This is a genomic window from Streptomyces sp. XH2, assembly GCF_049725035.1.
In the GTDB taxonomy this organism is placed as follows: Bacteria; Actinomycetota; Actinomycetes; order Streptomycetales; family Streptomycetaceae; genus Streptomyces; species Streptomyces roseoverticillatus.
On record NZ_JBMMMZ010000001.1, the window covers coordinates 542,060 to 563,501 of the forward strand.

A 21,442-nucleotide genomic window follows, 5' to 3' on the forward strand; every position below is an offset into this window, starting at 1 on the left:
CCGTGTCCTTGGAGTCCGGTTCCGGAGAAGAATCGACTGTCGAGCGCGGGGCGACCAGCTCCACACACCGGTGGAAACGGCTGAAGAGCCCCGGCCGTGAACGAGGAACCGAGAATGACTTCAGAGAATGTGATAGGCCGTCACTTCGACGTACAGGGCGGCCAGGTGTACGCCCACGTCCGCGAGGGTGCCGGCCCGGCACTGGTCTTCCTGCACTACTGGGGAGGCTCACGGCGCACCTGGGATCCGGTACTGCGGCGTCTGGACCCCGCGCAGGGCTTCGTCGCCTACGACCAGCGCGGATGGGGCGACTCCACAAGCGTGCCGGGACCTCACGACCTGGAGCAGCTCGCGGACGACGCGCAGCGGGTCATCAACGCGCTGGGGTGCTCCCGCCATGTGCTCGTCGGGCACTCCATGGGCGGCAAGGTGGCTCAGATGCTGGCCGCACGCAAACCCGGGGGCCTGGCAGGAGTCGTCCTCGTGGCGCCCGCGCCGCCCGCGCCGATCGGGGTCACCGAGCAGGTGCAGGAGACGGTTTCCCACGCCTACGACAACGAGGAGGCGGTTCTCCGGAGCATCGACCTGATGCTGACCCACGACGGGCTGACGCCCGAGCTGCGCCGGCAGGTGGTCGAGGACAGTCTGCGCGGCGACGACCGGGCCCGTCTCGCGTGGCCGCGCGAGGGCCTGGTCCAGGACGTGTCGGCCGGCGTCGGAGCCATCGAGGTCCCGGTGCTGGTGCTCGCAGGAAGCCACGACAAGGTCGACCCGCCGACCGTGCTCGCCGACCATCTGCTGCCACTGATCCCGACCGCCTCACTGGCCGTCCTGAAGGACACCGGCCACCTCTCGCCCCTTGAGGTGCCCGATCAAGTGGCCGCACATATCAGCGCGTTCGTCGCCCGGTTGTAGGCACAGGTCTCCAGTCGCGCGGCTCTCCTGGGGGCGATCGGCCGCCGCTCGACGTGCCGGACGTCAGACGATCCCGGCTTCGCGCCGGGCGATCGCCGTCCGCGCGGACGACGCCGTCCCCGGCCTCCTCGCGCATGGCCGGCGGGCACCCGCACCTCCCCCGGATCCCGGCGTCGTACTCCGCGTGCGGGCCGAGCCCGGCGGACGGCCGTCGCTCGTCCAAGTCCCGGTCGGCGAGGACCATCAGTCCGAGGTCTCGGATGCCGACGACGCCGGCCGGCGCCCGCCTTGGTCTGACCGGCGCCCAATGGGCAGTGCGCTCGAAGCACTACGGCCGGTCGAGGGGTGAGCCGGCCCCGCGGCCGCGGTGCCGGCGCGACGTCCAGCCCAGGTGCGGCCGCGGCGGGCGAGCAGGCGGTCCCAGTGAAGCTGCAGTGCGGCGGGGTCGAAGGCATCGGTGTCGGACATGGTGAAGCCGTGGACGGTGCCGGGGTAGATCTCGGAGGTGTAGTCGACACCCGCGGCGTCCAGGGCCTGGTTGAGCTCGCCGAGGGCTTCCTGCGTCATATCGGTCTCGGCGTGGCCGAGGTGGACCCGGGCGGTGATCCGGGAGAGGAAGCGGTGCAGGTCGTCGGGGCCGTCGGCGCCCACGGGGCCGTGGAATCCGGCGACGGCGGCCACCTGGCCGGGGTGGGCCGCGGCGGTGCGCATCGCCAGGAGGCCGCCTATGCAGTAGCCGGTCACCGCGACCGGTCCGGCGCTGACCTCGGGCTGAGCGCTGAGGAACCTGAGGTAGGCGTCGGCATCGCTCAGGATGCGTTCGGCGGTGTGCGCCTCGATCAAGGGCATCACCTGGGCGATGACCTCGGTCCGGGCCTCTTCTCCGATGTGCCGGGGAAGGTCGATCACCGGTGCCGGGCCGTGCCGGTAGAAGAAGTTGGGGACGAGTACGTAGTACCCGTGCCCGGCCAGTTCGCGGGCCATCTCCCGCACCACGGGCCGGATGCCGAAGGCGTCCGCGTACATCAGCACCCCTGGGTGCCGCTCGCCGTGGTCGGGGAAGGCGGCGAAGGCGTCGGCCCGGCCGTCCGCGGTGGGGATCTGCAGTGTCTTGGTGGGAATGGCGGATCTTCCTTCCTGAAGTTCGCCAACTGACGTTAGTCGCACTAACGGTGTCGGCACGAGTGAACGTATATCGTTAGTCGGACTAACGCAATGGATTGGATCGGCGCCATGCACAGAGCCGAAGCCGCGGTCACACCCGACGACAGCGCGCCCAAGACGCCCGGCAGACTGCGCCGACGGGCGAGCCGGCTGCTGTCGCAGCTGTCCACGCGGTCCGACCGGCTGATCAGCGAAGGACTGGCCCGGGCCGACGCCCGCAAGTGGCACTACGCCGTGCTCGCCTCACTGCAGGAGTACGGGCCGGGAAGCCAGGCGGAGCTGAGCGAGCGCTCCGGCATCCACCGCAGCGACATGGTCGGAGTGCTCAACGAACTGGCCGAGCGCGACCTCGTCGAGCGGGCACCGGATCCCGGCGACCGGCGCCGCAACATCATCACGATCTCCACCCGGGGCCGCCGTCACCTACGCCGCCTCGACAAGGTCCTGGACGACCTCCACGACGAACTGCTCGCGCCGCTGAGTCCGGCCGAACGCGACCAGTTCGTGCAGTTGCTCACCCGCTTGCTGGACCACCACACCCGGACCCCCTGAGCCGCGCCGGTCGGCACTCGTCCGCGAACCGGGAAACAGCCCTCGCGGAGAAGCGTCACCGCCCGTACGCCCCGCTCACCCCTCGCGAGGCGCCTTGAGCTTCGCCCACACCCGCTCCAGAGCGTCGATGTCCGCATCGTCGAGCCGGTCATCGAACGCTTCCGCCAAGGCGGCCCTGCGGGTCTCGTCGGCCTCGGAGAACGCACTGCGCCCGGCATCGGTGAGGACGATGCACACCGAGCGGGCGTCGGTCGGCGACGGCACGCGGACCACCAGGCCGCGATCCTGCAGCGCGTCGACGACGCGGGAGACCTGGCTGCGGCTGAGCAGCGTCTTGGCGCCCAGGTCGGAAGCGGCCACCGGACCGTCCTGGCCGTGCAGCCAGAGCATCACTTCGAACCACGACAGCGGCATGCCGTGCGTCCGGGTCAGCGCCTGGTCGACACGGGCGCTGAGGGTGTTGCCGGCCCACACCAAGCCGTAGAAGGCGTGATCGCGGGCGGAGAGCTCCCCCAGGGTCAGATCGGTGCGCGTACGGGCCATGCCCACGAGCCTACCGCTTTGCGTGTACGCACACACACTCGTATTGTGTGTACACACACCTAATCATCGACGGGTCACCCACCCGGAAATGCGAGGCCCCCATGAGCACCCCGAACACCGTTGTGATCACCGGCACCTCCTCCGGCATCGGCCTCGCCACCGCCGTGGCGGCGGCCCGGGCCGGCCGGCGGACCATCGCCACCATGCGGAACACCGCCCGCGCCGACGCCCTGCTCCAGGCCGCCGCCGAAGCGGGCGTCGCCGACCTCATCCAGGTCAAGGCCCTGGACGTCACCGACCCCGCCTCGGTTGCCGCCTGCCTGGACGAGGTGGTCGCCGAGCACGGCCGCCTCGACGCCGTGATCAACAACGCGGGCGCCGGATTCGTGGGCACCATCGAGCAGGACGGCATGGACCCGGTACGGGCGTCGATGGAGGTCAACTACTTCGGTGTGGTCGAGGTCACCCGTGCGGCCCTCCCCCACCTGCGCGCCACCCGGGGCCGCCTCATCACCGTCACCAGCGTCGGCGGCGTGGTCGGCCAGCCCTTCAACGAGGCCTACTGCGCCGCGAAGTTCGCCGTCGAAGGCTTCATGGAGTCCCTCGCCCCGGTCGCGGCCACCGTCGGCGTCCATGTCACCCTCATCGAACCCGGCGCCGTGGCCAGCGAGTTCGTCGCCCGCCAGCAGCTCGACATCCCTGCCCTGGTCGGTGCCGCCGGTCCGTACGCCCCCGCGCTGCAGGCCTACATCGACCGCACCAGGAAGTCGTTCGCGAGCGCGCAGTCCCCCGCCGAAGCGGCGGCGTCCGTCATCGACGCCCTCACCGCTGAGCACCCGCCCCTGCGCGCGCAGACCTCCGACCGGGCACGCGCCTTCGTGGCCACCAAGCTCAGCGACGTGGACGGGGCGGGAGTACAGGCGGTCACCGGAAGCTGGGTGCGCTGACGCGAGGCGTACGACGGCGGGGCAGAGGAATATTCCGTGCCGTGCCGTCCGCGGACGTGCAGACTCGCACCATGGCGGACATGCTGGCATTCCAGGACGCGGTGAGGAACTGGGCGAACGGCGGCCCCGGCGAGGCGGCGAGTGAACTTGCTGTCCGAGCGGGGGTACGGACAGCCGTGCTGCTGGAAGGGCCGAGTGACCTCGCGGCCGTCGAGGCGCTGGCCGCGCGGCGTGGCCGGGACCTCGCCGCCGAGGGAGTGTGCGTCCTGCCGATGGGCGGAGCGATGAGCGTGGGCCGCTACGCCGGCCTCCTCGGCCCGCCCGGCCTCGGCCTGCGCCTGGCAGGACTGTGCGACGAGGGCGAGCAGCGTTTCTACGACCGCGGGCTGAAGCGGGCGGGGGCACCGCACGGAGGCTTCTTCGTATGCGTGAGGGACTTGGAGGAGGAGCTCATCCGCGCGCTGGGCACAGCAAGGGTCGAGGGGATCGTCCAGGCCGAAGACGACCTCCGCGCCTGGCAGACCTTCCTGCGCCAGCCCGCGCAGCACGGCCGTCCCCGGCAGCAGCAGTTGCGGCGCTTCCTCGGCACGAAGAAGGGCCGCAAGATCCGCTACGGCCGTCTCCTCGTCGAGGCCCTCGACCCCGGACGGGTACCGGCCCCGCTCGACGATCTCCTCACGAGCCTCTGAGCGACACGCGTGGGCGCGGTCACCGCCACAGCCACTCCGGGCAGTCCGTGGGACCCGGTACGCGGCGCAGGAGGAGGGCGACCGCTTCGCCATCCTGGTCCTCCTGGTCATCCTGGGCAAGAAACCCCGGCCGCCCGGTGAAGGAGGCCGCCGGCAAGGCCCTCTACGGCGGCCCCGCAGCCGTGCGTCAGTTCCTCGGGGTCGGCCAGTACCGGGTCCGCTGACCCGTCCACCGGCCCGGAGCATACGAAGGGACGGGCCCACCGGCCCCACCCTCACCTGCCGCTCGGCGCAGCCGCCAGGTGCGCGACGAGCGCGTCCGCGACCGTCCTCGCCGCGTTCGGCGTGAGGTTGTGGCCCATTCCCGGGACCATCAGCAGCCGGGCCCCGGCGATCTCCTGCGCGATGATCCGGCCGTGGCCGGGCTTGACCGGCTCGGCGGTCCCTTCGACGACGAGCGTGGGGGCGGTCACCCGGTCCAGGGCGCCCACGGGCTCGAACTCCAGGTCGGCCATCCCGGCGAGGCGGTGGTTGGCCGCGGTCCGGGGGTCGCGCATGCGGTCGTGGAGCCGCTCCTCCAGGCGGCGCTGGGCGTCCTCGTCGAAGTCGGCCGCGCCCTCCCGGCCGTGGAGGACTCGCGCCACCGCGACCTGGAAGTCGACGGCCTCGGCCCGGGTGGCGGGCGGCGGGCCTGCGGCCGCGTTCCGGAAGAAGGCGACGAACTCCGGCTCCGGCTCGGGCAGGGCGCCCTCCGGCTGCGGTTCGCCCATCAGGGCCCGCATGAGCACCTGCCCCTCGCGGGCGCCCAGCGGGGAAGACCCGATCACCGTGAGGCCGGCGACGCGGCCCGGGTGGTCGGCCGCGATCCACTGCGCGATCAGCCCGCCCGCCGAGTGGCCCACGACGTGGGCCGGGGCGAGCCCCAGGGCGTCCATCAGCCCGAGAGCGTCGTCCTTCAGATCGGCCCAGGTGTACGGGTGCTCCTCGAAGTCGCGGGCGGTCGAACGGCCCACGTCCCGGTGGTCGTAGCGCACGACCCGGTACCCGGCCGCCGCGATCCGCCCCACGAACTCGTCGGGCCACAGCAGACCCTGGGCCGTCGAGCCGGCGATGAGCAGCACCGGCGGGTGCGCGGGGTCGCCGAACTCCTCCGTCCACAGCTCGACGCCGTTGGCCTCGACCATGCGCCCCGTCACTGCCGTCTCCCACGCCTTCGGCATTGCCGACATACCGTCCCCGTTCTCCGGTCCGTTCGTTTTCCGTCCGCTCGTGCCGCGGACGAGGACAACTCTGCCCGGCGGTGCCACTGGTGCCATCCGTAGGACCACTGGCCCTGCCACTGGGGCCCCACTGGGTCCCCACCCGCGCTACCGCAGGAGGCGGGCCAGCTCCGTCCGCGAGCTGATGCCGAGCTTCGGATAGACCTTGTACAGGTGGTACTCAACGGTGCGCGGGCTGAGGAAAAGACGGGCCGCGACGTCCCGGTTGCTCACTCCCTCGGCGACGAGCCGGGCAATGCGCAGTTCCTGCGCGGTGAGCCCGTCGAGGGCCCCGGGACCGTCCGGGGCCGCCGTCTCCCCGGCCGCGCGCAGCTCCCCCCGCGCGCGGCGCTCCCACGGCAGCGCGCCCATGCGGTGGAACGCGTCCGCCGCGTTGCGCAGATGGGGCCGTGCCTCGCCGACGCGGCGGTCCCGGCGCAACCGCTCGCCCAGGAGCAGCTCCGTGCGGGCCCTGTCGTACGCGGTGGCGTCCTGGTCGCTGTCGGCGGCGAGGAGTCCGAGCGCCTTCCTGAGCAGTCCGGGCGCCTCGGCGTCGTCGGCGACCAGGGCCCGGCAGCGGGCCACCAGCGCCCGCGCGCGGGGCGAGGCCGCCTCGGCGGACCACTGCCCGAGGAACTCCGCCGCGGCGCCGGCCGCCGCGCGGTCCCCGGCGGCGACGGCCGCCTCCACCCGGTCCGCGGCCGATCCCCACACCACCATGTGGTGCCCCGCGCCGGGCCCGGCGGACGCGAGGGCGGTGAGCCGTTCGTGGGCCCGGTCGAAGCGGCCGAGGCCGAGGTCCAGCAGCCCGAGCGCGTACGACGCCACGCCGGCGCGCAGGCCCAGGCGGTGCGGGATGGCGATGGCCAGCGCCTCCTGGGCGCGGGCCCGGCACTCGTCCTCCTGGCCGAGCACGGCGGCGCAGACGGCGAGGTTGGCGAGGTGGGCGGCCATGGAGTTGCCGAGGCCGGTCTCCCGGGCGAGGGCCAGTCCCTCCTCGGACAACGCGGCGCTGAGCGCGAAGCCGCTGTTCATGCGCTCGGCCGTGGCGGCGTACTCCAGGACGACGGGCAGCGTGCCCACCATGCCGGAGACGCGGGCGACACGGCCGGCGTGAGCGCCGTACCGGGCGGCGGCGTCGCTCTCCCCGAGCAGACTGGCGGCGGCCGCCGCCCACAGCAACCGTGCGGCGGGACTCTCGACGGCGGAGCCGGGGCCGGCAGGGGCCGGGCGGGTGGAGCCGGCGGGACCGGGGCCGTCGTGAGCCGGGCCCTCGTGGTCGGCGGTGTGCTCGTAGGCCGCGGTGCCCTCGCAGGCGATGGCGTCCTCGTCCGGGAGAGCGGCCAAGGCCCTGCGCAGCAGGTGCGTGCCGTGGTCGGCATCGCCGTCGTACAGCGCGCCCATGCCGGTCAGGACGTCGCGCAGGAACGCGTCGCCGGCGTCCTCCGGCACCCCCGGCGGGGCCGTCACCGTGGCCGCCCGGCGGCCGATGCGCACCGCGGCCCCGGTGTCGCCGACGACGGAGGCGGCCTCGGCGGCGTCGGCGAACAGGGCGAGCACGGTCCGCCGGGTCGCGCGGGCGCGCTCCTCCGGGCCGGCGGCCCCGGCCACCGCGGCTGTCTCCGCGGCCGAGAGCAGCGTCCGCAGGGCCTCGGCGGCGTTGCCCGAGGACAGTTCGAACCTGGCGTCGAGCCGGGCGATCTCGGCGCGCAGCAGGGGCTCGCGGGCGAGGTCGCGGGCCGCGGCGAGGGCCGAGTGGGCCCGGCCCGGGCGGCCGCCGAGCCACGCGGCGGTGGCCGTGTCGGTCAGCCGGCGGGCGCGGACCGCCGGGTCGGGGGTCAGGGCTGCGGCCCGGGCGAGGAGGCCCGCGGCGTCGGCGTAGCCGCCCCGTGCCCCGGCGCGTTCGCCCGCGGCGGCGAGCTCGGCCGCGACCTCCTCGTCGGGGCCGGTCGCGGCCTCGGCACGGTGCCGGGCCGCGCGGTCGTGGTCGCCGTCCTCGGCCAGGAGGCCGGCGAGCCGGCGGTGGACCGCGCGGCGCGCCGCCGGGGCCGCGCCCGCGTGTGCGGCGGCGCGGATCAGCGGATGCCGGAAGCGGACGTGGGGCGGCCGGATCTCCACGATGCCGGCGGCCTCGGCCGCGTCCAGCGCGCCGGGGTCCGCGCCCAGCCGCTCGGCGGCGGCGCGGATCAGCCGGGCGTCGCCCTGCCCTTCCAGCGCGGCAGCGAGCAGGACGAGCCGGGTGTCCTCGGGCAGTCGCGCGATCCGGTCGCCGTAGACGCCGGCGACCCCCTCCCCCACCGGCAGCGGATCGGGCAGCGGCGCCCGGCCCGCCAGCTGATCGGGGGTCAGCAGGCCGGCGGTCTCGCGCAGGGCGAGGGGATTGCCGCCGGTGGCGGCGGTGACGATCTCGACGACCCCGGGTGCCGGGTCGGCGGCGGCGCGCTCCGCGAGCACGTCCCGCGCGCCCGCGGCGTCCAGTCCGCCCAGCTCCAGCGAGGGCAGCGCGCCGAGCGCCCGACCGGCCCCGGCGCCGTCGCGGGTGCCGTCACGGATGCCGTCGCGGGTGCCGATCAGCAGCCCCACGCCGTCGCCGCTGCCGAAGCGGCGGGCGGCGAAGAGCAGGGCGTCGGCGGAGGCCCGGTCCACCCACTGGAAGTCGTCGACGACGCACACCAGGCCACTGGTGCACGCCGCCTCCGCCAAGAGGGACAGAACACCCGCCGAGACGAGGAACCCGTCCTGGGCCGCCGTCGGTTCGGCCAGCCCCAGCGCGGCGCGGACCGCGTCCCGCTGGGCACCGGGCAGCACGTCGGCCAGGCCGGCGACCGGCCGCAGCAGCTGGTGCAGGGCGGCGAAGGCCATCCCCGACTCCGGTTCGGCGCCGGTCGCCGTCAGGACGCGCGCGGGGGCCGCCTGCTCGGCAGCGTGCCGCAGGAGCGTGGACTTTCCGGCGCCCGGCTCACCGCGCACCACCAGCGAGCGGCCGGCGCCGGAGCGTACGTCCTCCAGGAACCGCGCCAGCACGCCGAGTTCGTCCTCACGTCCGGATATCCGGCCGACCGTCATCCCCGTTCCCCCGTCACCGCCGGGGCGTGGCCCGCTGCCCGCCCTCCGACAGAGTGACTGTACTCGTTCCGATCAAGCCGGCCGTCGGCCGTTCCCGCAGGTCGGAGGGGTGCGAAGCCCGACGGCCGACTCGCCTCACGGCCGCGTGGAGAGGGGCACTCCGGCGGGAGGTACCCCTCGGCCGCGGCCTGGAACCCGGTTGTTGCCGGACCGGTCCGGCGCGAACAGCGCGCACCGTCGGCTCGGGGGATCAAGCCTGCGCGGCCGTGCACGTTGCCGGCCGTTGCTCTGTCAGGCGGCCGGCAGCCGGCGGGCGAAGACCTTCCCGCCCACGCCGAGAAGGGCAGTGTCGCCACGGCCGTCCACCGAGAGGGCGTTGGGGAACCAGGGGCTCTCCAGGCCGGCCTCGGTCATGCTGATCCGCTCGATCCGGCCGGTCCGCAGATCGCGCCGGAAGATGTCCGCGGCCTGATTGGTGTCACCGGGCACGAGGTTGTCGGCGTCCGAACCGAAGATCACCCAGCGGCTGTCGGCCGTCATGCTGCCGCGGTACGACTCGTGGACGGTCCGGGTGCCGGGCAGCGGGGTGCCGGCTTTCGTCGTCGTCCCCTGCCGCAGATCGCGGACGTAGAGCTCGACGTGCGAGCCGCCCTCTTCCGTCCCATTGGGTTCGAACACCCTGAACATGGCGTACCGCCCGTCAGGGCTCAGAGTCGGGTTCGGGAGCACGTCTCGCAGCACACCTGCGGAGTCGACGCCGGCACCTTGGGTGCGACCGGTGCGCGCGTCGTACGCGTAGAACGGGAAGGTGCGGCGCGACGGAGGGGGCTTGGCGCCGCCGAGGGCCGGTGCGGATGCTGGAGCGGTGTTCTCCTTCGGCGGCGCGGCATGCGCCTCGCGCGGTTGCACGGCAGAGGCCTGGTCGCGAAGGAGGCCGCGGGGAAGCAGGTCGGTGGCCTGGGAGCGGAATCCGATGACGGCGCCGTCCGCACTGATCGCCGGGTCGGCGGAGTCGCCGTCGGCGCGGGAGCCGTCCGCGCCGGCCGTGACCAGGCGGGTGGTCCCCTTCCAGCGGTCCGTGACGTAGATGTCACGCCGTTCCGAGGTGTACGTCACGTACCGGCCCTCCCCGCTGATGGCGGGGCTCTCGGAGTTCCGGGTGCCGGAGCTGATCAGCTCGGTGCGGCCGGTCCTGCGGTCCCGGACGAAAATCTTCCAGGTGCCGTCAGCCGGCTGCCCCGGCACGACGTCGGGGGCGTCGGAACTGAACGCCACGTACCGGCCGTCGCCGCTGATGGCCGCCTCACTCGTGGATCCCTGCAGTTGCGAGCCGTCATCGGCGACGCTGATCCGCTCGGTGCGCTTGGTGTGCAGGTCCCGGACGAAGACGTCGTACAGGCGGTTGGTGTCGCCCGGCACCAGGTTGGACGCCAGGGAAGCGAAGAGGGCGTATCTGCCATTGGCGCTGATCCCGCGTGCTTCGGACCAGTTGTCGGGCTGGGCTCCGTCGAGGCCGAGGTCCACCTGGACGATGTCGTCCCGGGTGGAGGCCGCCTGTGCGGGTGGCACCGGACCCGCCAACAGGACGGCGGCCGCCAGTATGCCGCCCCCGCATACCCGCCACCGCCGTCTGGTGCTGTCGTTCATGCGTCTCACGATGAACAGTCCTCCCCTGGTCAGGCTGATACGCGCCTGCTGCCGCTCGGTTGACCGGGCAGAGCCAACCGGCGAGGGCCCCGTGGGGTCAACGACACCGGACGGGTACGGGCGGAAACTTGCCAACGTCTGGCCGAAGCGGGAATCATCCTGCGCACCCACACCGGATGACCCAATGCCTCACACCGAACGCCACCGCGAGTAGGGGCCCACAGGCCCGGGTAGGCCGGAGCCGTGTGCTACCTGATCGAACGCCCTTCCCAGCTCAATGATGTGTGAGGCTACGGTGACTGATCGCGCGGAGTCCGTCGAATCAATGGAACAGCTCGCCACGGTCTGGCGCGCCATGGCGCTCGACCGCGATGCAGGCGCGGACGTGAGCGACCTGCCGGGGATCGCGGTTCGCTGGGCCGACTGCCGGTTCGCCTTCTGGAACTGCATCACCCTGACCGATGTGGGCACGGACGCGGAGCTCCTCGGCCGGCGTCTGGGCCAGGCAGCGGACATCATGCGCTCGAAGAAGCACCCGGGTTTCCTGTGGCTCTTCGAAGACCTTCTCGACGACGGGGCCCGCTCCGCGCTGGAGGCAGCGGCCGAACGGGCGGGCCTCCAGTACGCCTTCCCCGGAACGGGCATGGCCGGAGACCTGCTCCCCGTCCCCGAGCCGGTCCACCCCGACCTGACGTTCGTACGCGTGACCTCCGATGAGCACCTGCGGTCCTACGCGGACCTCAACTCGCGCGCCTACGGATTCCCCTTGGAGGAGGGCCGCGACGGACTCGCCGGCTCCACGCTCTGGAAGAGTGACGTGCACGCCTATCTGGGCATGCGCGGTGACGTTCCGGTGGCATGCGCCGGTACGGTCGCAGCGGAGGGCCGGCTGTTCGTCGTGCTCGTCGCCACGGACCCGGAGTGGCAGCGCAGGGGCTACGGCGAGGCGGTCACGCGCAAGGCCCTGCACGAGGGCGCCCGGGCCACCGGGCTGACCCGCGCCACGCTGCACGCCACGGTCGCCGGTGCACCCGTGTACCCGCGTATCGGCTTCAAGCCGAACTCTCCGATCCACTTCTACAGCCTGAAGGGCTGACCTGGCGGCTCGGGCGCCGGGCAGCCGTCGCGCCGTAGAGCCCGGAGCGTTTCGACGGTGCCGTTCAGGCGTGCTCGCTCGGCCGCGAGAACCGCCATGTGGCTGGCGAGGGAGTCGCGCGGGCCCGATTTGATCCGTGCGGGATCTCCGGTTGCGACGGCCTCGACGAAGGCGTCCATGAGCCCCGCGTCTCCGCCGCCGTGGCCTCCGGCCGCTGTCATATCCCCCTGTCGCGAGGGGGTGACATCCGCTTCCGTACGGGTCAGGAAGTCGTAGATCCGCAGGGTCTTCCCGTCGCCGTACAGCTCGCCGCGGGTGCCGAAGATCCGGGTCCTGCGGTCGGCGGCCTCGTTGAACGCGGTCATGGTGAAGGTGGCGGTGGCTCCGCCGGGGAACTCCATCGCGACGACCTGGTGGTCGACCACGTCGTTGTCGCAGGCGTACACGCACCGGCCGTAGGGTCCCGTGCGCAGGGCCTCGTCGAGTGCGCGCGGCGTGAATTCGTCGACGACGACACCGAGCGGCCAGTGGTGTTCGCCGCGGCCCAGCATGCCGCCGTAGAAGTGCGTGGCCGAGTACGGACAGCCGTGCGCGACCGGGCACTCCACGCACCGGTCGGCCGCCTCGGCGGGCCGGTTGGCCGGGGTGAAGTGGGAGAGGCGGCCGAAGCTGGAGAGCCGCTGAGGCGGCTGCCCGATGACGTACTGCAGCCAGTCCAAGTCGTGGCACGACTTGGCCATCAGCATGGACGTCGCCACGTCGGTACGGCGCCAGTTGCCGCGGACGAACGAGTGGGCCTGGTGCCAGAAGCCGACCGGTTCCAGGTGCTGGACGTTGACGATGTCGCCGAGCCGTCCGGAGTCGACGACGGCTTTGAGCGCTTGCGTGTAGGGGGTGTAGCGCAGGACGTGGCCCACGGCGAGCATGACGCCGGCCTGCTCGACCGCGGTCACGACCCGTCGGCAGGATTCTTCGTCCAGTGCCATCGGCTTCTCCAGCAGGATGTGGTAGCCGAGGGCAGCGAACGCTTCGGTCGGGCCGACGTGTGCGCGGTCGAGGGTGCAGATCAGCACGGCATCGGCGATCTTGCCGCGGGCGGGGAGCTCCTTCCAGTCGGAAACCGCGTTCCCGGGCGCGATGCCGTGTTCCTCGACGAGCCGGGCGCGGCGTACGGCTCGTGGCTCGGCCACGCCGATGACGGTCGCCCGGTCAGGATGCCGGAGAGCCCACTTGGCGTATCCCGTGCCTCGTTCGCCGGCGCCGATGACGAGGAGGGAGACAGGCGACATGCCGCAACCCTATTGAGTCCCGTCACTCAGGGAAGGAGGTTTCCACAATGACGGTCACGCGCCGCCCGGAAGGGAACCGGGCAGCGCGTCCCGTCACCGCGGGGCGACCGGTGAGCGGCCCCCGATCGTCCTGGGAGCCCGCACGGCCTCTGCCTCTGCCTCTGCCTGCTGTTCACGCCCGGCGCAGTGCGGAGCGGCCCGCGAAGCGCGCCGAGTCGCCCAGTTCCTCTTCGATTCGGATCAGTTGGTTGTACTTCGCCGTGCGGTCGGAGCGGGAGAGCGAGCCGGTCTTGATCTGACCGCAGCCGGTCGCCACCGCCAGGTCCGCGATGGTGGTGTCCTCGGTCTCGCCCGAGCGGTGCGACATGACAGCCGTCCAGCCCGCCTGGTGGGCCGTGGCCACCGCGGCCAGCGCCTCGGTCAGGGTCCCGATCTGGTTGACCTTGACCAGGACGGAGTTGCCGACGCCGGTGCGGATGCCCTCGCGCAGCAGCGTCTCGTTGGTGCAGAACACGTCGTCGCCGGTCAGCTGACAGCGGTCGCCGACGCGGGCGGTCAGCTCGCGCCAGCCGTCCAGGTCGTTCTCCGCCATCGGGTCCTCGATGGAGACGACCGGGTAGGCGTCGATGAGTTCGGCCAGGTAGTCGGCGTGCTCGGTGGGGGTGCGGCGCACCCCCTCGCCCGCGTACTCGTACGCCCCGTCACGGAAGAACTCCGACGACGCCGGGTCCATGACCAGGCCGATGTCCGTGCCGGGGCGGTAGCCGGTGCGCTCGATGGCGGTCATCACGAAGTCGAGCGCCTCCTCGGCGGTACGGAGCGCGGGCGCGAAGCCACCCTCGTCGCCGACGCCCGTGGAGTGCCCGGCGGCCAGCAGGCCGCGGCGCAGGGTGTGGAAGACCTCGCTGCCCATGCGGACGGCTTCGGCGAAGGTCTCAGCGCCCACGGGCGCGATCATGAACTCCTGGAAGTCCAGCGGATTGTCGGCGTGGGCGCCACCGTTGACGATGTTCATCATCGGCAGCGGCAGGAGGTGGGCGCCGGCGCCGCCGAGGTGGCGGTAGAGGGGCCGGCGGTGGGCCGCCGCGGCGGCCTTCGCGGCGGCGAGGGAGACGCCGAGGATCGCGTTGGCGCCGAGCCGGGACTTCGTGGCGGTGCCGTCGAGGGCGACCAGTGCGGCGTCGAGACCCGCTTGGTCCGCCGCGTCCCGGCCGCGCACGGACGCCGCGATCTCCCCGTTGACGTGCGCCACCGCGCGGTCGACGCCCTTGCCGTGCCAGCGCGCGGAGTCTCCGTCCCGCAGTTCCACGGCCTCCCGGGCACCGGTGGAGGCACCGGAGGGAACAGCCGCGCGCCCCAGCGACCCGTCCGACAGGACGATGTCGACCTCGACCGTGGGGTTGCCACGGCTGTCGATGATCCGGCGGGCGGTGACGGTCTCGATGGCGGCGTTGACGGTTCCGACTGCCTTTGCGGACATGGGAGGTCCTTCCCGTTGTCGTGTGCCATGGCCCCGGCTGCGACAACGCTGGCGCTGAGCCCGGCAACGCCAAACTCTACAGCAATGCTGCTCAGTTTTGCTGTACAGCATTGCTGTACAGGTCAGGTGCGCAGCTTTGCTGACCAACGGGCTAAAATGCCCTATGCCCACCTCGGAAGCCGCCGCGATCGCCGTCGAACTGCGCACCTCGATGGGCAAGCTCATCCGGCGCGTCAAACACGAGGACCGCATCCCACTGGGCCAGGCCGCCGTGCTCGGTGCGCTCGACCGCAACGGCGCCATGACCACCAGCGACCTCGCCGCCGATCAGCGCGTACGCCCCCAGTCGATGGCCCGGGCGGTGGGGCTGCTCATGGAACAGAACCTGATCACGCGCCGGGCCCACCCCACGGACGGCCGCAAGTCGCTGGTCGAGCTGTCGGACGCGGGCCGGGCCGCGCTCGAAGCGGAGCGCGGCCGCAGGGCCGGCTGGCTCGCCCAGGCCATCGAGGACGAACTCACGGACGAGGAACGGGCTCTGCTGGCACGGAGCGCCGCCCTGCTGGAGCGGCTCGCCACACGCTAGCCCCCGGCAGGCGGCGGCAGTTGCCGGCGGGCCGAACCGCGGCGGGCAACGCGTCAGTCCAGCAGCTTCATCTGCTTACATGCAGTCCGGCACGGTCGCGCGGAGGGCGTCGACCAAGATGAGGTGCGGCCGGGACGCGGGGCACCCCACCGGGCTGCAGATCATCGGCCGCCAGGGCGACGATCTGGGAGTGCTGCGCATGGCGGCCGCTGTGGAGGTCGCGACCGGCACGTGGCGGCGGCACCGGGCGCGCCTGTACGGACGCACCGCGACCGGCCTGCTGCGCTACCACTACTGGATGGCCGACAACCTCCTCTCCATCGCCGAACGGGGCCCGGCACTCGTCCACGCCCACAACTCCCATCTGCAGCGGGAGAAGAGCACGATGCAGATGTGGCAGGGGCCGGTGGAGTGGTGGGGCGCCGGTGCGCTGGTGAACGCCCGGCTCGGCGGGGAGTACGCCCACGTGGCCACGGCCCTCGGCACGATCCGGCACCGGGGAGTGGGCACCCCGCCGCCGGACACCGTCGAAGGACTCCTGTACGCGCTCCCGGAGGACCGCTGCGTCATCGACGCCCCGCGGCTGGCCACCGCCCTCGCCGGCATACGGCCCGCGGCCCGCGTATCACCCTGGTTCGGCTACGCCCCGCTCGACCCGGCCCACCTGGCCGGAAGCGACGGGCTCCTGTTCGTCAAGGACGTGCCGCAGCGCTAGCCGCGATCAGCGGTGAGGCCCGGGGCGGCCTCGGATCGAACACAGGAAGTCCACGGCATCCAGAGGGTAGACTTGAAGAGTTCTTCAATTCACCAGTTGTCGTAGTAGCCAAGATGTGTGGGTGTGGAGGTCCGGGTGGGCGGGTTCGTAGAGGCGGCACGAGGTCGGGTGCGCCGGGCGCGGGCGGCTGTCGATGCCGCGAGGGAAGCCGGTGACGCGTACGCGGTGGCCGTGGCGGAGGACGAGCTGGAGGACGCGCTGCGCATCGCCGAGGCGCATGGTGTGGACACGGAGGGCGAGCTGTGATGAGGGCGCCGGTTCCGCTGTATCAGGCGAAGGCCGAGTTCTTCCGGATGCTGGGGCACCCGGTCCGCATCCGGGTGCTGGAGCTGCTCCAGGACGGGCCGAAGCCCGTGCGTGATCTGCTGGCTGCGATCGAGATCGAGCCGTCCAGCCTGTCCCAGCAGCTGGCGGTGTTGCGCCGCTCGGGCATCGTGACCTCCACCCGCACCGGCTCCACGGTCGTCTATGAACTCGCCGGCGGCGACGTGGCCGAGCTGATGCGGGCCGCTCGCCGCATCCTCACCGAGATGCTCAGCGGGCAGAACGAGCTCCTCGAAGAGCTCCGTGGCGCCGAGGCGGAGGCTTCGCGGTGACGTGGCGTCGCAGGCGCATGATGTCGGCGGCATCGTGCGCGAGTGCGTCTTCGCCCGTATGGCGGCGCATTCTGACGGTTCCGCTGGTTCCCGAGGCGGTGCGGCAGGCACGGCGTGACACGACGACGGCGCTTTCGGAGTACGGGCTCCGCCCGGACTCCGCCTTCGCCGGCGCCGTTCTGCTGGTGGTGAGCGAGCTGGTCGCCAATGCCGTGCGGCACGCCGCCGCCCAGTCCCCCACAGCGGATGTGACGATAGCGGTCGGGGCCGGTCAGCTCGTCGTCGGCGTGGCCGACCAGGACCCGCGTCTTCCTGATCTGTCCCCGGCAGCGGTGGGGGACGGTCTCCGGACCGTCGCCGACCTGGCCGCCGCCTACGGCGGCACGTTGAGTGTGGAGCCCGCCATGCACGGCTGCGGCAAGGTGATGCTGGCCCGCTTCTGCGTTCCCGGCGACCTGAGCTCGCACGGAAGGCACGCCGGTTCCCGTGCGTTTTGAGATCACGCACCGGAGGTCACCGCACCCCGGTGGAATGGAGCTCCGTCATGGCCGATGACACCGCCGACCAGCACTCCCGCGCAGCCTCCGGCTCCGGCTCGAAGAACGAGAAGGGCGCGGAGAGACAGGTCGCCCTGCGGGTCCTGGTCTATGTCTTCGTCACCCACCTCATAGCCGGCTTCATCTGGCTGCTGTTCTACATCGGCGGCCACGCCGGCAAGTGACGGCCCGCAAGGCAACTCCCCGGCACCTGCGGCTTGTCGTCGGCTACGCGCCCCCTCCGGGTACCCGGGTGAGGCCGCGCACGCGATTCCGCTACGGGTTCGCCGGGGCACTCCCGCGCACCTGGTGGGCGGCCAGGGCGGTGGCCAGGTCGGGGTGGACCGGGATCGGCTGCTGGTCCGCGTCGGGGACGAGGGAGCCGTCGGCGGGGATCGCGGCGAGTTCCAGGGGCCGGTCGTGTGCGGCGAGCCGGAGGGCCGCTTCGGCGATGGCGCTCTGGCCTTCGGCCGACCAGCCGATGAGTTCGGTCAGGTCGAGGATGACGGGGCCTGTGCCCCGGTCGGCGACCTGGCCGATGGCGCCGGCGAAGCGTGTCGTCGCCTGCGTCCCGAGGTAGCCGGAGACCGACAGGATGCCCAGGGGCCGGCAGTCGGTGTAGCGCCATTCGATCGTCATGTCGTTTGTCATGTCGTTCCTCGCATGTGTCTTCCGCCGCGACGGCGGCCGCGTCCGGATCCTGTCCGGCGGTATGGGCGTCAGATCGGCAGGGAGATCCACATGGCCTTTCCCCCACCGTCGGCGTCCGGCAGCACCGTGCAGCCGCCACGCAGTTCCGCGGTCAGCTCGGCGATGAGACGGAGCCCGCCGCTGCCGGCTCCGAAGCGTGCCGGGTCGGGCTGGTGGGGGTGGCGGTCGTGGACGCCGAAGGCGAGAGCGGCCGGACCGGCGGCGTAGGTGACGGTCACCTGGGGCGAGACGGCCGCCGCGTGCCGGACGGTGTTGGTGACGAGCTCGCTGAGCATGAGCAGTGCCGGGCCGAAGGCCTGGTGGCCGGGGTCGACGCCCCAGGAGACGACGTAGGTCATCTCGGCGGTGCGGCGGGCCAGGGCCACCGAGGCGGGCACGGTGGGGCAGACGAGCACGGACCGGTACGGCAGGGCAGCGGACAGTTTCATGAAGCCGTGGACCGGTTCGTCCCGCCGGCGGCCCCGGAAGCGTCGGTGGCGTGGGCGAAACGGAAGGCGGTCACGGTCTGCGGATGGATGCGCAGGAGCGTGTCGTGGGGGCCGTGGGCCCAGCCGGGGAGGGTGCGGCGGTAGTGGGCGGCCTCGTCCGGGCTGGTGATGACCTCGGCGAGGCCGCCGGCTGTCACCGCCCAGCCGGTGCCGGTGTTGGGGTGGAGGTAGTCGCAGTGGTAGGTGACGGTGACGCGCCCGAAGAGGGCGGCGCTGGAGGCGGGGGTGCGGATGACCAGCCGGCCGTACTCCAGAACGTGGGAGGCGGGGCGTACCGCGACGTTGTCCCGCTGCTCGTAGACGATGCGGCCCTGGGAGACGCCGCCGAGCAGGTACCAGGCCTCCTCACCGGAGACCTCGAACATGCGGCGGAGCGAGGGAGAAGTGGTCATCGGGAGGACTCCTCAGTGAACACGGCTGCGGAGGCGTGCGAGCGCGCCTGGGCCGGGAGTGCAGGGGCTGGGGGCAGGACGCCGGCACCGTGCAGGTGGCTTCGTGCGGCGGCGATGGCTTCGGGGGTGCCGGCGTAGTCGTCGCCGGTGGCGGCCCGGAGCAGGCCGAGGGCGCCGACGGAGTCGAGGACCCGGCGCTGGCCGGAGCGTATGCCGGAGGCCAGGACGGTGATGCCGCGCCGGTTCAGCTTGGTGACCGCGTCCTTCAGGACGAGGGCGCCGGTGGCGTCCATGGTGGTCACGCGGGACATGCGCAGGATCACCACGCGCACGTCCGCGACGTCCGAGAGCTCCAGCAGGAAGCGGTGGGCGGCGGCGAAGAACAGCGGCCCGTCGATGCGGTACGCCACGATGTGCTCGGCGAGCAGCGCGTGCTCCTCGGCGCTGTGGTCGCCGGTGAGGTCCTCCTTCAAGGAGACCTGGTCCAGGCGGACCTGCTTGGCCACGGCCCGCAGGGCGAGTGCGCCGGCGACGAGCAGGCCGATGATGACGGCGTAGACGAGGTCCAGGGCCACGGTGGCGACCGCCGTGAGGATCAGCACCAGGCCGTCGGAGCGCGTGGCGCGGGCCATCGCCCGCAGGCTTCCCACCTCGACCATGCGGATCGCGGTCGCGATCAGTACGCCGGCGAGCGCGGCCAGGGGGATGCGGGAGACCAGCGGGGCGGCGGCGAAGACGATGACGGCGAGGATCGCGGCGTGGGTGAGGGCCGCCAGTCGCGAGCTCGCGCCGGTACGGACGTTGACGGCGGTGCGGGCTATCGCGCCGGTGGCCGGGACGCCGCCGAACAGCGGGGCGGCCAGGTTGGCGAGGCCCTGCCCGAACAGCTCCTTGTCGGGGTCGTGCTTCTGCCCGACGGTCATGCCGTCCGCGACGGACGCCGACAGCAGCGATTCCAGCGCGGCCAGGGCCGCCACGGCCACGGCGGGCGCCAGCAGCGAGCCCAGTGCTCCGAGGTCCAGGAAGGCCAGTGACGGGGCGGGCAGCCCCGCGGGCAGGTCCCCGATCGGGCGGGCCGCGTCCAGGTGGCACAGCTGTGCCACGACCGTGGCACCGATCACCGCGAGGATGGAGAAGGGGATGACCGGCCGCCACCGCGCGCCGATCAGCATGACCGCGGCGACCGCTGCGGCCAGTCCGGCAGCGGTCCAGTTGGGTGCCCCGGCGAAGGCCTCGACCGCGCGCCAGGTCACGACGAGGACCTTGTCGCCCTCCGGCTTGGCCACTCCCAGGGCGTTCGGCACCTGCTGCAAGCCGATCACGCAGGCGATGCCGAGGGTGAAGCCCTCCACCACCGGGGCCGGCACGTACTGCATGTAGCGGCCGGCGCGGGCGAGGGCGAGCGCGATCAGCATCAGGCCGGCGAGCAGGCCGACCGTGAGGACACCGCCGGGGCCGTACCGGGCGACGATGGGCACCAGGACCACGGTCATGGCGCCCGTGGGCCCGGACACCTGGAGGTTCGACCCACCGAATATCGCGGCCAGCGCGCCCGCCACCACCGCGGTGGCCAGCCCGGCCTCCGCGCCGAGACCGGAGGAGACCCCGAACCCGAGGGCGAGCGGCAGGGCCACGATCGCCACGGTCAGACCGGCCAGCAGATCACGGCGCGGGCTGCGGCCCATGCCCGCCAGGTCGGCGCGGGTGGGCAGCACGGAACGCACCCGGGCCCCCACTCGGACGGCAAGCGAGCTCACCGGGCACCGACCTCGGCTTCCCTCAGCTCCTCCAGCAGCTCGTGCTGCCCATTGAGCATCTCGGTGAGGATGCGGCGCGCGGCGGACATCAGCTCGGCCACGTCACCACCGGCCAGCTCGTAGACGACCGTGGAGCCGGTGCGGGTGGAGGTCACGATGCCCGAGCGGCGCAACACCGCCAGCTGCTGGGACAGAGCCGAGGGCTCGATCTCGATCGCCGCCAGCAGATCACGCACCGGCATCGGCCCGTCCTGGAGCAGCTCCAGTGCACGGATGCGGACCGGATGCCCCAGCATCCGGAAGAACTCGGCCTTCGCCTGATACAGCGGAACCGGCACGGAACCTCAGCCTCTCGCCTCACCGAGCCTCCTGCGCGGTACGCGGAGGCAGCGTCTGGTGCTGTGCCCGCGGCTACCTGCAGGCACAGTCAAACCATCATGTAGCGAATTGCACATTTCTGCAATTCGTCATCCTTGCGGGTTCAGGCTTACAGTGGTCTCGTGACCGAGAACCTTCCGCCGTGCCCCGAATGCTCCAGTGCGTACACCTATGAGATGGGTGCGCTCCTGGTCTGCCCCGAATGCGGCCACGAGTGGCCGCCCGCGACCGCCGAGTCCGCGGACAGCGCCGAGGACGGCGTGATCAGGGACGCGGTCGGCAATGTGCTCGCCGACGGCGACACCGTCACGGTGGTCAAGACCCTGAAGGTCAAGGGGCACCCGACCGGCATCAAGGCAGGCACCAAGGTGCGCAACATCCGCCTCGTGGAGGGTGTGGCCGGCCACGACATCGACTGCAAGATCGACGGGTTCGGCGCCATGCAGCTCAAGTCCAGCGTGGTCAAGAAGGCCTGACCCGCTACGTCAGCACGCCTGGCGACACGCTCGCTCAGCGGCACGATCGCTCCGCCGTCGCGGTGCCCGGCCTCGCCATTTTGGTGAAGCCGGGCACCGC

General features: G+C 72.5%; 23 protein-coding genes and 2 pseudogenes. 13 read left to right on the top strand and 12 right to left on the bottom strand.

Annotated features, from left to right (window positions below; genetic code table 11):
* Window positions 1-114 precede the first annotated feature (114 nt).
* The gene (locus ACOTKD_RS02475) at window positions 115-915 is read left to right on the top strand and encodes an alpha/beta fold hydrolase (protein WP_424887145.1); all 801 of its coding nucleotides are present in this window, start codon (window positions 115-117) and stop codon (window positions 913-915) included.
* Window positions 916-1,299: 384 nt separating this feature from the next.
* Here ACOTKD_RS02475 and ACOTKD_RS02480 read toward each other — a convergent pair.
* A pseudogene (locus ACOTKD_RS02480) lies at window positions 1,300-2,037 on the bottom strand (dienelactone hydrolase family protein); the annotation flags it as partial.
* Between the two features lie 111 nt (window positions 2,038-2,148).
* On the opposite strand from ACOTKD_RS02480, the gene ACOTKD_RS02485 reads away from it, so the two are divergent.
* Entirely contained in the window at window positions 2,149-2,631 is a 483-nt protein-coding gene (locus ACOTKD_RS02485) for a MarR family winged helix-turn-helix transcriptional regulator (RefSeq protein WP_424887146.1), read from the top strand.
* 75 nt (window positions 2,632-2,706) lie between these two features.
* On the opposite strand, the gene ACOTKD_RS02490 is transcribed toward ACOTKD_RS02485, so the two are convergent.
* Window positions 2,707-3,174: a MarR family winged helix-turn-helix transcriptional regulator gene (locus ACOTKD_RS02490; protein WP_424887147.1), complete on the bottom strand. Its 468-nt coding sequence runs from the start codon at window positions 3,172-3,174 to the stop codon at window positions 2,707-2,709.
* Window positions 3,175-3,275: 101 nt separating this feature from the next.
* Here ACOTKD_RS02490 and ACOTKD_RS02495 point away from each other — a divergent pair, with 101 nt between their 5' ends.
* The 3 genes from ACOTKD_RS02495 to ACOTKD_RS02505 all read left to right on the top strand — a co-directional run bounded on the left by ACOTKD_RS02495 (window position 3,276) and on the right by ACOTKD_RS02505 (window position 5,034).
* The gene (locus ACOTKD_RS02495; RefSeq protein ID WP_424887148.1) at window positions 3,276-4,121 is read left to right on the top strand and encodes an SDR family NAD(P)-dependent oxidoreductase; all 846 of its coding nucleotides are present in this window, start codon (window positions 3,276-3,278) and stop codon (window positions 4,119-4,121) included.
* A gap of 71 nt (window positions 4,122-4,192) precedes the next feature.
* Window positions 4,193-4,810 carry a TOPRIM nucleotidyl transferase/hydrolase domain-containing protein gene (locus tag ACOTKD_RS02500; protein ID WP_424887149.1) on the top strand — a complete coding sequence of 206 codons (618 nt, stop codon included), beginning with the start codon at window positions 4,193-4,195 and terminating at the stop codon, window positions 4,808-4,810.
* A 137-nt stretch (window positions 4,811-4,947) separates the two neighbouring features.
* Complete coding sequence (locus ACOTKD_RS02505) at window positions 4,948-5,034, top strand: ALF repeat-containing protein (protein ID WP_424887372.1); 87 nt, start codon at window positions 4,948-4,950, stop codon at window positions 5,032-5,034.
* A gap of 51 nt (window positions 5,035-5,085) precedes the next feature.
* Here ACOTKD_RS02505 and ACOTKD_RS02510 read toward each other — a convergent pair whose 3' ends face one another.
* The 3 genes from ACOTKD_RS02510 to ACOTKD_RS02520 form a co-directional block, all read right to left on the bottom strand.
* Entirely contained in the window at window positions 5,086-6,039 is a 954-nt protein-coding gene (locus tag ACOTKD_RS02510; RefSeq protein ID WP_424887150.1) for an alpha/beta fold hydrolase, read from the bottom strand.
* 138 nt (window positions 6,040-6,177) lie between these two features.
* A complete protein-coding gene (locus ACOTKD_RS02515; RefSeq protein ID WP_424887151.1) occupies window positions 6,178-9,135 on the bottom strand; it encodes an AAA family ATPase in 2,958 nt (985 codons plus the stop codon).
* A 291-nt stretch (window positions 9,136-9,426) separates the two neighbouring features.
* Complete coding sequence (locus ACOTKD_RS02520; protein WP_424887152.1) at window positions 9,427-10,782, bottom strand: hypothetical protein; 1,356 nt, start codon at window positions 10,780-10,782, stop codon at window positions 9,427-9,429.
* Between the two features lie 295 nt (window positions 10,783-11,077).
* On the opposite strand from ACOTKD_RS02520, the gene ACOTKD_RS02525 reads away from it, so the two are divergent.
* A complete protein-coding gene (locus ACOTKD_RS02525) occupies window positions 11,078-11,878 on the top strand; it encodes a GNAT family N-acetyltransferase (RefSeq protein WP_424887153.1) in 801 nt (266 codons plus the stop codon).
* Here the strand turns inward: ACOTKD_RS02525 and ACOTKD_RS02530 are convergent.
* Both ACOTKD_RS02530 and eno read right to left on the bottom strand, forming a co-directional pair.
* Window positions 11,860-13,167 (bottom strand): Gfo/Idh/MocA family protein, encoded by a 1,308-nt coding sequence (locus ACOTKD_RS02530; RefSeq protein WP_424887154.1) that lies wholly within the window; start codon window positions 13,165-13,167, stop codon window positions 11,860-11,862. The genes ACOTKD_RS02525 and ACOTKD_RS02530 overlap by 19 nt on opposite strands.
* Before the next feature lie 172 nt (window positions 13,168-13,339).
* On the bottom strand, window positions 13,340-14,647 hold the full coding sequence (gene eno / locus ACOTKD_RS02535) for a phosphopyruvate hydratase (RefSeq protein WP_424887155.1): 1,308 nt from the start codon (window positions 14,645-14,647) through the stop codon (window positions 13,340-13,342).
* Window positions 14,648-14,810: 163 nt separating this feature from the next.
* Here eno and ACOTKD_RS02540 point away from each other — a divergent pair, with 163 nt between their 5' ends.
* The 6 genes and pseudogenes from ACOTKD_RS02540 (at window position 14,811) to ACOTKD_RS02565 (ending at window position 17,325) form a co-directional block, all read left to right on the top strand.
* A complete protein-coding gene (locus ACOTKD_RS02540) occupies window positions 14,811-15,233 on the top strand; it encodes a MarR family winged helix-turn-helix transcriptional regulator (RefSeq protein ID WP_424887156.1) in 423 nt (140 codons plus the stop codon).
* A gap of 178 nt (window positions 15,234-15,411) precedes the next feature.
* A pseudogene (locus tag ACOTKD_RS02545) lies at window positions 15,412-15,948 on the top strand (erythromycin esterase family protein); the annotation flags it as partial.
* Between the two features lie 135 nt (window positions 15,949-16,083).
* On the top strand, window positions 16,084-16,254 hold the full coding sequence (locus ACOTKD_RS02550) for a hypothetical protein (protein ID WP_424887157.1): 171 nt from the start codon (window positions 16,084-16,086) through the stop codon (window positions 16,252-16,254).
* The gene (locus tag ACOTKD_RS02555; RefSeq protein WP_424887158.1) at window positions 16,254-16,604 is read left to right on the top strand and encodes an ArsR/SmtB family transcription factor; all 351 of its coding nucleotides are present in this window, start codon (window positions 16,254-16,256) and stop codon (window positions 16,602-16,604) included. The genes ACOTKD_RS02550 and ACOTKD_RS02555 overlap by 1 nt, the downstream gene beginning before the upstream one ends.
* A gap of 20 nt (window positions 16,605-16,624) precedes the next feature.
* Window positions 16,625-17,101: an ATP-binding protein gene (locus ACOTKD_RS02560; RefSeq protein WP_424887373.1), complete on the top strand. Its 477-nt coding sequence runs from the start codon at window positions 16,625-16,627 to the stop codon at window positions 17,099-17,101.
* A gap of 47 nt (window positions 17,102-17,148) precedes the next feature.
* Window positions 17,149-17,325 (top strand): DUF6126 family protein, encoded by a 177-nt coding sequence (locus ACOTKD_RS02565; protein ID WP_424887159.1) that lies wholly within the window; start codon window positions 17,149-17,151, stop codon window positions 17,323-17,325.
* Between the two features lie 91 nt (window positions 17,326-17,416).
* Here ACOTKD_RS02565 and ACOTKD_RS02570 read toward each other — a convergent pair whose 3' ends face one another.
* From ACOTKD_RS02570 to ACOTKD_RS02590, 5 genes are all read right to left on the bottom strand, one after another.
* Window positions 17,417-17,779: an anti-sigma factor antagonist gene (locus ACOTKD_RS02570; protein ID WP_424887160.1), complete on the bottom strand. Its 363-nt coding sequence runs from the start codon at window positions 17,777-17,779 to the stop codon at window positions 17,417-17,419.
* Between the two features lie 80 nt (window positions 17,780-17,859).
* Entirely contained in the window at window positions 17,860-18,279 is a 420-nt protein-coding gene (locus ACOTKD_RS02575; RefSeq protein ID WP_424887161.1) for an ATP-binding protein, read from the bottom strand.
* Window positions 18,276-18,731, bottom strand: a complete 456-nt coding sequence (locus ACOTKD_RS02580) for a pyridoxamine 5'-phosphate oxidase family protein (protein WP_424887162.1) — start codon at window positions 18,729-18,731, stop codon at window positions 18,276-18,278. The genes ACOTKD_RS02575 and ACOTKD_RS02580 overlap by 4 nt, the downstream gene beginning before the upstream one ends.
* The gene (locus tag ACOTKD_RS02585) at window positions 18,728-20,416 is read right to left on the bottom strand and encodes a SulP family inorganic anion transporter (protein ID WP_424887374.1); all 1,689 of its coding nucleotides are present in this window, start codon (window positions 20,414-20,416) and stop codon (window positions 18,728-18,730) included. The genes ACOTKD_RS02580 and ACOTKD_RS02585 overlap by 4 nt, the downstream gene beginning before the upstream one ends.
* Before the next feature lie 68 nt (window positions 20,417-20,484).
* Entirely contained in the window at window positions 20,485-20,826 is a 342-nt protein-coding gene (locus ACOTKD_RS02590) for an ArsR/SmtB family transcription factor (RefSeq protein WP_190025163.1), read from the bottom strand.
* Window positions 20,827-20,988: 162 nt separating this feature from the next.
* Between ACOTKD_RS02590 and ACOTKD_RS02595 the strand changes: the two genes are divergently transcribed.
* A complete protein-coding gene (locus tag ACOTKD_RS02595; RefSeq protein ID WP_424887163.1) occupies window positions 20,989-21,342 on the top strand; it encodes a zinc ribbon domain-containing protein YjdM in 354 nt (117 codons plus the stop codon).
* Window positions 21,343-21,442: the final 100 nt, after the last annotated feature.

Bases quoted from the DNA above. Each gene is read 5' to 3' on its own strand.
- ACOTKD_RS02475 (WP_424887145.1), top strand. From the start codon at position 115: ATGACTTCAGAGAATGTGATAGGCCGTCACTTCGACGTACAGGGCGGC.
- ACOTKD_RS02485 (WP_424887146.1), top strand. From the start codon at position 2,149: ATGCACAGAGCCGAAGCCGCGGTCACACCCGACGACAGCGCGCCCAAG.
- ACOTKD_RS02490 (WP_424887147.1), bottom strand. From the start codon at position 3,174: ATGGCCCGTACGCGCACCGATCTGACCCTGGGGGAGCTCTCCGCCCGC.
- ACOTKD_RS02495 (WP_424887148.1), top strand. From the start codon at position 3,276: ATGAGCACCCCGAACACCGTTGTGATCACCGGCACCTCCTCCGGCATC.
- ACOTKD_RS02500 (WP_424887149.1), top strand. From the start codon at position 4,193: ATGGCGGACATGCTGGCATTCCAGGACGCGGTGAGGAACTGGGCGAAC.
- ACOTKD_RS02510 (WP_424887150.1), bottom strand. From the start codon at position 6,039: ATGTCGGCAATGCCGAAGGCGTGGGAGACGGCAGTGACGGGGCGCATG.
- ACOTKD_RS02515 (WP_424887151.1), bottom strand. From the start codon at position 9,135: ATGACGGTCGGCCGGATATCCGGACGTGAGGACGAACTCGGCGTGCTG.
- ACOTKD_RS02520 (WP_424887152.1), bottom strand. From the start codon at position 10,782: ATGAACGACAGCACCAGACGGCGGTGGCGGGTATGCGGGGGCGGCATA.
- ACOTKD_RS02530 (WP_424887154.1), bottom strand. From the start codon at position 13,167: ATGTCGCCTGTCTCCCTCCTCGTCATCGGCGCCGGCGAACGAGGCACG.
- eno (WP_424887155.1), bottom strand. From the start codon at position 14,647: ATGTCCGCAAAGGCAGTCGGAACCGTCAACGCCGCCATCGAGACCGTC.
- ACOTKD_RS02540 (WP_424887156.1), top strand. From the start codon at position 14,811: ATGCCCACCTCGGAAGCCGCCGCGATCGCCGTCGAACTGCGCACCTCG.
- ACOTKD_RS02555 (WP_424887158.1), top strand. From the start codon at position 16,254: ATGAGGGCGCCGGTTCCGCTGTATCAGGCGAAGGCCGAGTTCTTCCGG.
- ACOTKD_RS02560 (WP_424887373.1), top strand. From the start codon at position 16,625: ATGTCGGCGGCATCGTGCGCGAGTGCGTCTTCGCCCGTATGGCGGCGC.
- ACOTKD_RS02565 (WP_424887159.1), top strand. From the start codon at position 17,149: ATGGCCGATGACACCGCCGACCAGCACTCCCGCGCAGCCTCCGGCTCC.
- ACOTKD_RS02570 (WP_424887160.1), bottom strand. From the start codon at position 17,779: ATGACGATCGAATGGCGCTACACCGACTGCCGGCCCCTGGGCATCCTG.
- ACOTKD_RS02575 (WP_424887161.1), bottom strand. From the start codon at position 18,279: ATGAAACTGTCCGCTGCCCTGCCGTACCGGTCCGTGCTCGTCTGCCCC.
- ACOTKD_RS02580 (WP_424887162.1), bottom strand. From the start codon at position 18,731: ATGACCACTTCTCCCTCGCTCCGCCGCATGTTCGAGGTCTCCGGTGAG.
- ACOTKD_RS02585 (WP_424887374.1), bottom strand. From the start codon at position 20,416: ATGGGCCGCAGCCCGCGCCGTGATCTGCTGGCCGGTCTGACCGTGGCG.